Annotated in this window: 9 protein-coding genes; 1 reads left to right on the top strand and 8 read right to left on the bottom strand. The window is 51.8% G+C overall.

The features are described 5' to 3' along the window. From FE784_RS38260 to FE784_RS38235, 6 genes are all read right to left on the bottom strand, one after another. The coding region (locus FE784_RS38260) for a Fe(3+) ABC transporter substrate-binding protein (RefSeq protein ID WP_139607552.1) at positions 1-1,061 on the bottom strand (1,061 nt) is incomplete at its 3' end. Between the two features lie 204 nt (positions 1,062-1,265). Continuing rightward, positions 1,266-2,681: a HAMP domain-containing sensor histidine kinase gene (locus FE784_RS38255; RefSeq protein WP_139607551.1), complete on the bottom strand. Its 1,416-nt coding sequence runs from the start codon at positions 2,679-2,681 to the stop codon at positions 1,266-1,268. Then, positions 2,678-3,358, bottom strand: coding sequence for a response regulator transcription factor (locus FE784_RS38250; protein WP_139607550.1), 681 nt, complete (start codon positions 3,356-3,358; stop codon positions 2,678-2,680). The genes FE784_RS38255 and FE784_RS38250 overlap by 4 nt, the downstream gene beginning before the upstream one ends. Before the next feature lie 40 nt (positions 3,359-3,398). Continuing rightward, complete coding sequence (locus tag FE784_RS38245) at positions 3,399-4,223, bottom strand: endonuclease/exonuclease/phosphatase family protein (protein ID WP_139607549.1); 825 nt, start codon at positions 4,221-4,223, stop codon at positions 3,399-3,401. Positions 4,224-4,402: 179 nt separating this feature from the next. Then, the gene (locus tag FE784_RS38240) at positions 4,403-4,918 is read right to left on the bottom strand and encodes a DnaJ family domain-containing protein (RefSeq protein WP_139607548.1); all 516 of its coding nucleotides are present in this window, start codon (positions 4,916-4,918) and stop codon (positions 4,403-4,405) included. A 168-nt stretch (positions 4,919-5,086) separates the two neighbouring features. Beyond that, positions 5,087-5,464, bottom strand: coding sequence for an Hpt domain-containing protein (locus FE784_RS38235; RefSeq protein WP_139607547.1), 378 nt, complete (start codon positions 5,462-5,464; stop codon positions 5,087-5,089). A 34-nt stretch (positions 5,465-5,498) separates the two neighbouring features. Between FE784_RS38235 and FE784_RS38230 the strand changes: the two genes are divergently transcribed. Then, positions 5,499-5,888: a response regulator gene (locus FE784_RS38230; protein ID WP_176706817.1), complete on the top strand. Its 390-nt coding sequence runs from the start codon at positions 5,499-5,501 to the stop codon at positions 5,886-5,888. A gap of 31 nt (positions 5,889-5,919) precedes the next feature. Here the strand turns inward: FE784_RS38230 and FE784_RS38225 are convergent, their stop codons facing one another. Both FE784_RS38225 and FE784_RS38220 read right to left on the bottom strand, forming a co-directional pair. Then, a complete protein-coding gene (locus FE784_RS38225) occupies positions 5,920-7,647 on the bottom strand; it encodes an ABC transporter ATP-binding protein (RefSeq protein WP_139607545.1) in 1,728 nt (575 codons plus the stop codon). Next, entirely contained in the window at positions 7,640-9,433 is a 1,794-nt protein-coding gene (locus FE784_RS38220; protein ID WP_139607544.1) for an ABC transporter ATP-binding protein, read from the bottom strand. Before FE784_RS38220 ends, FE784_RS38225 begins: the two co-directional genes overlap by 8 nt. Positions 9,434-9,603 lie beyond the last annotated feature (170 nt).

The following is a 9,603-nucleotide window of genomic DNA, read 5'->3' as shown; positions in this document are numbered from 1 at the left end:
AGCTTGGAGAAATCCAGCTGCTGGGATTTGAACGTACCCCACGACTTCAGCAGCTCGGGCTTGTCCGCCGTCTCGTTGACCGGGAACTCGAAGCTTCCTTGCGTCAGCATCGTTTGCCCTTCTTTGCCCGTCATGAACTCGACCAGCTTGATCGCGTTTTCTTTGTTTTTGGAATGCTTCGTCAAGCCGACGCCGCTTATGTTCAGATGGGTGCCCGTCGTGCCCTGATTGGGGAAAAACACGCCGATGTTTTGCGCTACTTTGACTTCTTCCGCATCTTTGGAATTCAGCATTTGTCCGACATAGTAAGTGTTCATGATGGCCACGTCGCCGACTTTTGCCGCTATCGCCTTGGCTTGATCGCGGTCTCCGCCTTCGGGCTTGCGGCCCAAATTGGCGACGATGCCTTTCGCCCATTCTTCGGCCTTTTGCTCGCCGTTCAGCTCGACGAAGGAAGCGAGAAGCGATTGGTTGTACAAGCTCGACGAGGAGCGGACCAATACTTTGCCTTTCCATTTCTCCGTCGCCAAATCCTCGTACGTGGACAATTGCTCCGGCTTTACGCGGTCTTTCGCATAGACGATGACGCGTGCGCGGGTAGCGATCCCGACCCAGCTGTTATCTTTGTCGCGCCATTGCTTGGGAACGTTTTTGTCGATCGCGGCCGATTGAAGGGGCTGAAGCACGGCGTTTTGCTTCGCATAGTTCAGCACGCCGCCGTCAACGGTAATGAACAAGTCCGCCTCCGAGCTGGCGCCTTCCCGCTTCAAGCGCTCGACGAGCTCTTCGGCCGTTCCTTTTACTTCGTTCACTTTAATGCCCGTCTGCTTCGTAAAGGCGTCGAATAATACGCTGTCTACGTCATAATGTCTTGCCGTAAAAACGTTAACGACTTGCTCCTTGCCCTTGTTGTTCGATTCGGCCGGCTTACCCGAGTTGACATCCGCATTCGGTGCCGCCGCATTTTTCGCGCCGCTTCCGGCGTTGTTGGAGCCGCAGCCGACCATTACAATTACGGTCAACAACAGCAGCATGACATTCGCTATGTACTTCCTTCTCATTTGGTTCTCCCTCTCGATTTTATTGATGATAATATTCATTCTCACTCGTATCTCAAAAAAAAGAGCTCCCCCTCAAACGGCCATGCCTTAAGCTGATAATGAAAATCATTAGCAGCAAACACGAGCTACTTTACCATTGTAGCCGACAAAAATGAGAAAACGATGTGAGAAATAAAAAAACATGTACAATGTTCGAGGGACATTTTACATGTCGGATGGCAATGCCGGAAAGTTAACCGACACTGACGTGCCTTCATTCTCTTTGCTTTGAATCGATATCGTTCCGTTATATCGCTCCACGAGACGTTTCGCAATCGACAAACCTAGACCGTGCCCGCCCTGCTCGCGGCTTCTCGCCTTATCCACGCGGTAAAAACGATCCAATACGTAAGGCAAGTCCGATTCGGGTATGCCAATACCGCAATCGGATATTTCGATACACACCATACCGCCCGATACGGTTCCTCGTAAAAGCACGCGCTTCCGATCCGTCGAATACTTTACCGCATTATCCAAAATAATGAGCAGGATCTGCTCCAAATGCTGTACCGATATCGCGATGCTCATACCGGCTAACGGCTCCAGCTCGGTATCGAACCGAAATGAATCGTATACGACTTCTATATGTTTCACAACGTGACGTATCACCTCATCCGGGTTCGCCGCTTGGACACCATCGATCGGAATGATTTCTTCCGCTCGAGTGAGCGCCAGCAGCTCTTGGACGAGTCCTTTCAGACGGGCGAGCTCTTGAATGGAGACATGAAGCGACTCCTCCAATATGGCGGGGTCGTTTTTCCCCCATCGCCGCAATAAGGATAGGTGACCTTCCATAATCGCAATCGGCGTTCTCAGCTCGTGGGAGGCGTCTTCGACGAACTGCCGCTGCTGCTGAAACGATCGTTCGACCTGGTCCATCATTTCATTGAACATTTTCATCAAAGTAGCAATCTCGTCCTGGTTATGGTTTACCCGGACCCGTTCGTGCAACCCTTTTTGTTTAATTTTCCTTATCGCGTCCGCCATCGACTGAAGCGGTTTGAGCAGTTGTCGGGCCAATAGTCCGCCTCCCAAGCCGCTTATGACAATCGCTCCCAAGCCGCAAATCAGCATGATTCGGGAGAATGCGGTTATGAGCTTGACGAAGTCCTCCGTATTTTTGACGACTTCGACCGTTCCGTTAAAATCGAATATCGTGAACGGACTTCTCATGATCAACAACCGGTCCTTGTAATACGTCAAACCGGTTTTCTCCGGTGTATGAGCCGGGATCGAATCGATCCATTCGTCCGGCATGTTGTTGGAAACGACGACAATCGGTCGGCCTCTGCTGTCCAGCACGCGAATCGATTGATCCCGATCGTTCACTTTCTCGAGAAAACCGCGAATTTGCGCGATATTCGGCTCGTCGAACGCTACTTCATTTTCGAGAAAGTAGTTCAATATTTCTCTCATGTTTTGCCGGGTGTCGACCTTTTCCTGCTGGAGCATCCACTTCTCGATAAATAGGTATTGGACGGCATTGTACGCAGCGAATAAAAGAAAGAGCAGCAGCGAAGACCATAGGGTCAATTTCCACTTGATCGGAAGACTGCCCATTGCGAATGACGGCTTTCTCATCTTCTCATCACGTATCCGATACCCCGCTGAGTCTGAATATAGCTGGATTCGCCCGGGCTGTCGATTTTATTCCGCAAATATCGCACATATACATCGACGACGTTCGTATCGACGACCGCCTCGAACCCCCACACTTTATCCAGCAGCGTTTCGCGGGTCATCACCCGGTTCGGATTGTTCATGAAAGCGACGAGCAGGTCATATTCCCGCTTCGTCAGCTCGATGCTTTCGCTTCCTTTGCTTACGATTCTGCTGTCCAAATTGACGCTCAGATCTTGGAACGCGATCAGCGAACCGCTCTGTTCGCCGACACTATCTTCCCGTCTCCGAAACACGACTCGAATGCGGGCAAGCAGCTCCTCGATCGCGAACGGCTTCGGGATATAGTCATCGGCCCCGCTGTCCAGTCCGGATACTTTGTCCGTTACGCTGTCCCTGGCGGTCAGCATCAGGATCGGCGTCTTTTTCACCATACGGATTCGCCGGCAAACTTCCAGACCGTCTATGCCCGGAAGCATCAAATCGAGCAGGATGGCGCCCCAATCTTCCTTCAAGGCGAGCTCCAGTCCCGTCTTCCCGTCGTGCGCGACCGTTACGGCAAACGACTCGTTGCGAAGCTCCAGCTCGATAAACCTCGATAAATGTTTCTCGTCCTCGATAAGTAAAATCGTGTTCATGCCAAGATCCGCCTTCCTCCTTGATACAGCAAGATACCGTCTACATGGTATCATCTTCCCGATCGTAACTCTCCCACGATACGCTCGACAATACCGGATAATGGTCGGAAGGATACCCATCCTCGATCCGGTCTCTTCTTATCGCAGTGGAAACAAATCGAATGCCCGCACAGCCGAGTATGTAATCGATAGGGCTGCCTTCCGAGCCTCCATTATAGTCATGGAACGTTCGGCTATGCAGCTTCTCCTCTTCCGTAAAAAGATCGTAACAGCTCGCTACGGATTCGTAATCCTTCAAAACATCGAATAATCCGCTATCGGGCTTGGCATTGAAATCGCCGGCGACCAGAGAAGGAAGCGGACCGCCGCTTTGATTGACATCCCGTATTTTGTCCAACACTAGCTTAAGCCCTTCTTGTCTCGCTACCGTTCCCTTATGATCCAGATGCGTATTAAATAGCCGAAGCATAGGCTTGCCATCCTCTTTGCCCGCCAGCTCGACCCACGAGCAAATTCGTTCGCATGCGGAGTCCCAGCTTTTGCTGCCGATTACTTCGGGCGTTTCCGAGAGCATGAACGATTGCTTCCTGATCACGGAGAACTTCGCCTTCTTCACGAACACGGCGCAAAATTCGCCGACTTCCAGCGAGTTGTTCCGGTTTTCCCCGTATATGTCATACTCTCCTTCATAACGTTCCTTCAACCAGCCCAGCATCGGAATCGTCGCTTCCTGCGTTCCGATCAAATCCGGCTTGCAGTCGTCTATAACGGCAGCGATCCAATACTTTCTTTGCTCCCAGTCGAATGGATCCTTGGCTGCGATTACCCGCAAATTGAAGGTCATGACCGTAATTCCGTGCTTCATTCCAGCTCCTCCTCGTCAGCGCAAATAACGTTTATGGTCACAATAATACGTCTAACATCAGCGATTGACAACCGGGAAAAAGCCGATAAACCGAAATAGAGCCGGAGATCCGAATGCGGAATACCGGCCCGTACTAGTATTTCGTATAGTCCTTCTTCACTATGCTTGCACAACATCAGCTATTCCCATTTTTTAGCTTGCTCATGGACCGATTCGATATGAAGCTTGCCCTTTTGCAAGATGGGCGTAGGCACAGTTGCGTTATATCGCGCAATCTTCTTGTTGATCGCATCCAATTCGGCTTTGGCGGTCGGAGGCAGGTCCGGGTCATACTTTTTCAGCAAAGCTCGAATGTCATCGCGTATTTCATGCTGCAGCTCGAGCCATGAAGGAAGGTAGCTCGCGTTTTTCAAAATCGAATTCAATGCATCCCCGACAGGGATGTCCACCGGCTTCCCTCTTCCTTCCAGATGCTCGAACCCTCCGCTTTTCTCGCAATCGCTGTAAGCTTCATCCAGCCAACTGTTCATTCTTCGTGCATGCAGAATGGTCGAGACGGAATCTTCGGACACGACACGGGGAGCCGGAGTGAATCCAGATGATGCGGGAAGCGGCGTTCCTTCAACCTTGGCGGACTTGTTTCGGCGGAACCAATTGTTCATGAGCACCATCCCTACCGTTTTCTTTCCTTGCAATTACAGTATAATCCTATTTAATTCCAATTGCCCGCGTGAAAAGCGAGAATAGTGTGACAATTCGGAACGGTTGCGCCATCGCGTTGCAACGGTAAACAAAAAATCCTCCTCGGGAAGCAGGAGGATTGTGATACAATGGAACGGATTGGCTATTGGAAAACAGCTCCATTAACCATACTGGCCCAACAATTGTTTCAGAAGACCAAGCTCGCTCGCGAACTCGCTCATTTCATGATGCTCGGCAGCATCGTCGTACCCTTCGCCTGTCGATCGGTCTTCCTCGACCGTATGGACTCGTTCCAAAATTTGTTTGCAAACGAGGTCGATATCGTCGTATTGAATCGTCAATGCCACGCCCTTGAGCGCATGCACATGCCGGTGAATAAGATCCACCGTTTCATCAAATGACAATTCATGCTCCGTCCATTGCCGCAGGCCGGCTTCCACCTCGGACATCCTGCTCGCCGCATCTTGAAGAAACAGTGTCTGCGCTTGGCGAATAATGCGTTTCAGCTTCTCGTTGTACTCGTCGTCGGAATGTGCCATGTTGCCTCCAAATCCCCGTTTAAGGAGAATGATAATGACCAAAAAAATCGCGCTGATCGACGATAGCGGTCCGTTTAGACTAATGGTCCAGCAGCTGCTGGAGCTTCGCCAATACGAGGTTACGCCGTTCGAATCGGCCGAACAGTTTTTCGGCGCCCATCAAAGGGTGAATTTGACCCGCTTCGATCTGATCATCGTAGACATCAATTTGCCGGGCATGGACGGGTTATCCGTGTTGGAGAATCTGAAAACGGATCCGGTATCCAGCCCCATCCCGGTGCTCATGGTAACCGGAGATCCGAAAAAAACGAAAATCCGGCATGCCGTCCAATTCGGAGTGAGCGATTTTATCGGCAAACCGATCGATCCCTCGCAATTTTGCGAAAGGGTCGAGCGGCTGCTTGAGACACCCTTGTCCGAGTAACAAGTCTCTATTCCATACTTTCATTCGCTTCTTATCGAGCCTTCTCCTCTTTTTGTTCAAGAGCATGCAGCAGCCGCTTGAAGACGGGACCGTTAACCGACAACTCGCCATAAGTCCCCTGCTCGACGATGGCTCCGTGATCCAATACATATAGGATATCGGCGTTCTCTACAGTAGATAGCCGATGCGCGACAACAATCGTAGTGCGTCCCCGGCGCATCCCGTCTATATGCTGCTGCACTTCGCGTTCCGTCTCCGCATCGAGAGCCGACGTCGCCTCGTCGAGCAGTAGAATGTCGGGATTGGCAAGAAGCGATCTCGCGATGGCGATTCTTTGTCTTTGCCCGCCCGATAAGATGATTCCTCTTTCGCCTACATCCGTATCATAGCCTTTCGGAAAAGACATGATTACGTCGTGTATCAGCAGCTTGCGACACATATCGGCGATTGCTTCATCCGTTACGTTTCGTCCGAATGCAATATTGCTTCTGATCGTATCCGGGAATAAGTACGGCTCTTGGAGCACTATGCCCGTTCGGTTCGCCCACTGCTCCCTATCGATCTGATCGAGTGGAGCCCCATTGACCTGCAGACGACCACCGGTCGGTTCGTAAAATCTGACCAGCAGCTGGGCGATTGTCGATTTGCCGCTTCCGCTCGCTCCGACAAAGGCGATTTTTTTACCGATGGGGAGCGACACGGTTAGATCCCGCAGCACGGGAGGCGTCTCGTCGCCATAACGGAATTCGACCGATTCCAGCTCCACACTGCGTATCGCTTCCTTCAGCTTACGTCTCCCCGGATCGATCGCTTCGATGTCGGCCGCCTCGCGGTACCTCTCGACAGTTGCGAAGGAGCCGGAGAGCCCGACAATAAAGCCGTATGCCCCGTTTATCGAATCGATCAGCTGGGATGCGAACTGGTACACGATAACGAAGGTGCCGAGCGAAATGGTTCCGCGAAACACTCCGTGTCCCAGAAAAGCCAGTACAATCAGGTTAGCCCCCCATTTGAGCGGCCCCGTCCATACTGCCTGCTTATTGGTCAAACCGCTTTCCTCGATCGCTTTCTCGTAAATATGCCGAAACATCCGATGGTAACGTTTCGTTTCCTCTATTTGCCCATTGAAGGCGGCGATCTCTCTCGCGGCGGAAACGCCTTCCTCCATGCGTCCGAGCAGCATGGAACGAAGCTCGCTTTTCTCCTTGGCCACCCGCTTCAGTCTGGGGCCGAAATGGTTGCCGAGGCCAATGTATACCGGGCTTAAGAATGCTACGATCAGCAGCACGTAGGGACTGGCCAGCCCGATCGCGATTAGCAGCAAGAGCGTTTTGACGATTGTCTGTACGCCTTCGGGAAGCCGCTGCCCCAACAGGCCGGAGATGCTTTCGACTTCCTTCGTTAAAACTTGCAGGTTGTTCGCGTTTTTGGCGTTCCGATATTGCTTGATCGGGATTCGATAGAAACGTTCCATCCATTCGGCAATAAGCTGATAGCGGATTCTCGATTTATTACGAAACATCGTCGTTCTAATAAAAGTGAAAAGAACGGAGTCCAGTATTACGACGGCGGCGAACAATCCCAAAACAATCGGCAATTGGCCGTACATTCCCCGAACGAAAACGTGATCGATCACAATCTTTTGAACGCCGATGGCGGATAGATGAATCGCGGCTTCCACGGCCAGCGATGTAATAATGAACACATAGTACCATTTGACCTTCAATATCCGCTGCCAGACCCATCTCCCGTTACTCAAGCTCCTCCGACCTCCCGTTCACCAGCCGGTAAAAAAGTCGCTTGCGGGACATCAGCTCGTCGTAGCTCCCGGATTCGGCGACTTGTCCGTCGGCGATCAATACGATGCGTTCGAATTGCCGTATCGTCGACACGCGGTGCGCAACGGCCACGATCGTCCGTCCTTGGAAAAGCCTCTCCAGCGCCAAACCGACCTCCGTCTCGCTTGCGCCGTCCAGTGCGGATGTCGCTTCGTCCAATAAAATAACGGCCGGATTTTTAATGATCATCCTGGCGATCGCGATTCTCTGTTTTTGCCCCCCGGACATGCTGCTTCCCCGTTCACCGACCATCGTATCGTAGCGTTCCGGCATTTGCATGATGAAATCATGGGCATAAGCAGCCGCGGCCGCGGCCTCCACTTCTTCATCCGTCGCTCCCGGTCGGCCGAAGCGGATATTTTCTTTGACCGACTCGTTGAACAAATACGTCTCCTGGAACACGAATCCGATCGCGCCTCTGAGCTCTGAAAGGGACAGCTTCCGTATAGGGACGCCGTCCAGCGCGATTTCGCCTTCGGTCGGATCATAGAACCGGCCGATCAGCTTCAGCGCCGTCGTTTTGCCGATGCCGCTTTGTCCTACTATCGCCACTTTTTCGCCCGGACGGATATGCAAATCGAAATGCTTTAGAATCCCGGGGCGTTCCGGATAGTCGAATCGGACATTGCTGAAACGAAGCTCGCCTTGTACCGAAGGCAGCGAAACGGGATGCTCGGGCTCGTACACCTCCGGAGTGCGCCGCATGAAATGGTAGACAGCTTCGGCCTGGAACAAGATCGATTTCTGGGTAGCCAAGGACATAATAATAAACGAGAACATCCCGATCGTCATGAAATAGTAGAAAAGGAAGGCGATGAATTCGCCAACCGTAAGCGCCCCGGCTTGGACTAGCTGCGAACCGTACAGAAACAGAACGACCGCTCCGAGAGATATCGATAAGCTTCGCAACGAACCTCGGACAAGCGCAAAATAGTTAGATTTTACATCGCTTTGGTTATATGCCGATACGGTCCCGAGCAATCGGTTCAAGTCCCATTTCTCGCCGCCGTTCGCGCGGACTTCCGGGAGCGCCATTAAGCTGTCGTACATTCGCTTATTCATGAGCTTGCCATTCTCGGTGCGCTGGCGCCCGAACGCGGTCGTTTTCCTCGTCAAATAAGGGGCGAATAAATAAAACAGCAGAAAACACGGGATTACGGCCAACGACAGCTTCCACTGCGTCATAAACATGACGGTCGTCATAACGGAAACGAACAACACTTGCTGGATCAGCTTCGGCAAATACGATTGGTAAATTTGCTGTACGGCCGTTACATCGGTGTTCAGCAGAGATAAGGTTTCGCCTACGGGATGCCGCTCGTAGTGCGCGTAACCGAGCTGATGCAGCTTCCTGTATACGTCGAACTGCAAATCCCGGCCGGCCAGCTCCTGAACGTCGCGCTGCAAATTGTTCCTGGCTGCGGCAAGAACAAACATGAAAGCGACAATAAGGGCAGTCGCACCAAGAAGTGAATAATAAAGCTTCTCGTTATGACTCGGCAATAGTACGTCGATAAAATACTGAATCAGCTTCGGAATCGACATCTCGATCAACGAGATGAACAGATTGCAAACGATGAGCCCTATAAACACCCTTTTGTGCGGCCAGACATAGGACAACACCCACAAGTAAAGCTTCGTCAAGCCGACGTTGGAAGGCTGGGGACGTATCGGCTGCCGGTTGACCGAAACTTCCAATCGCATCATTCCTTTCGAAGAAGTTCCCCGCTTGCTTGATAACTCGGCCGCATTCGCCGGTCGGATTATGCAAGCGGTTTCATTTTATTTCATAGCGATTCCCTCGATTATACCGGATCGCCCAATGTTTTCCAATAGAAAAAGTAAAAGCCGGGGACCCTGCATTCTCCCGGCCTGCC

The sequence above is a fragment of the Paenibacillus hemerocallicola genome, from assembly GCF_006265175.1.
In the GTDB taxonomy this organism is placed as follows: Bacteria; Bacillota; Bacilli; order Paenibacillales; family NBRC-103111; genus Paenibacillus_AB; species Paenibacillus_AB hemerocallicola.
The sequence above is the reverse complement of the archived record's forward strand: the minus strand, read 5'-3'. Positions and strand labels throughout refer to the sequence as shown.

Excerpts from the sequence above, each read along its gene's own strand:
- FE784_RS38255 (WP_139607551.1), bottom strand. The coding sequence starts at position 2,681 with ATGAGAAAGCCGTCATTCGCAATGGGCAGTCTTCCGATCAAGTGGAAA.
- FE784_RS38250 (WP_139607550.1), bottom strand. The coding sequence starts at position 3,358 with ATGAACACGATTTTACTTATCGAGGACGAGAAACATTTATCGAGGTTT.
- FE784_RS38245 (WP_139607549.1), bottom strand. The coding sequence starts at position 4,223 with ATGAAGCACGGAATTACGGTCATGACCTTCAATTTGCGGGTAATCGCA.
- FE784_RS38235 (WP_139607547.1), bottom strand. The coding sequence starts at position 5,464 with ATGGCACATTCCGACGACGAGTACAACGAGAAGCTGAAACGCATTATT.
- FE784_RS38230 (WP_176706817.1), top strand. The coding sequence starts at position 5,499 with ATGACCAAAAAAATCGCGCTGATCGACGATAGCGGTCCGTTTAGACTA.
- FE784_RS38220 (WP_139607544.1), bottom strand. The coding sequence starts at position 9,433 with ATGATGCGATTGGAAGTTTCGGTCAACCGGCAGCCGATACGTCCCCAG.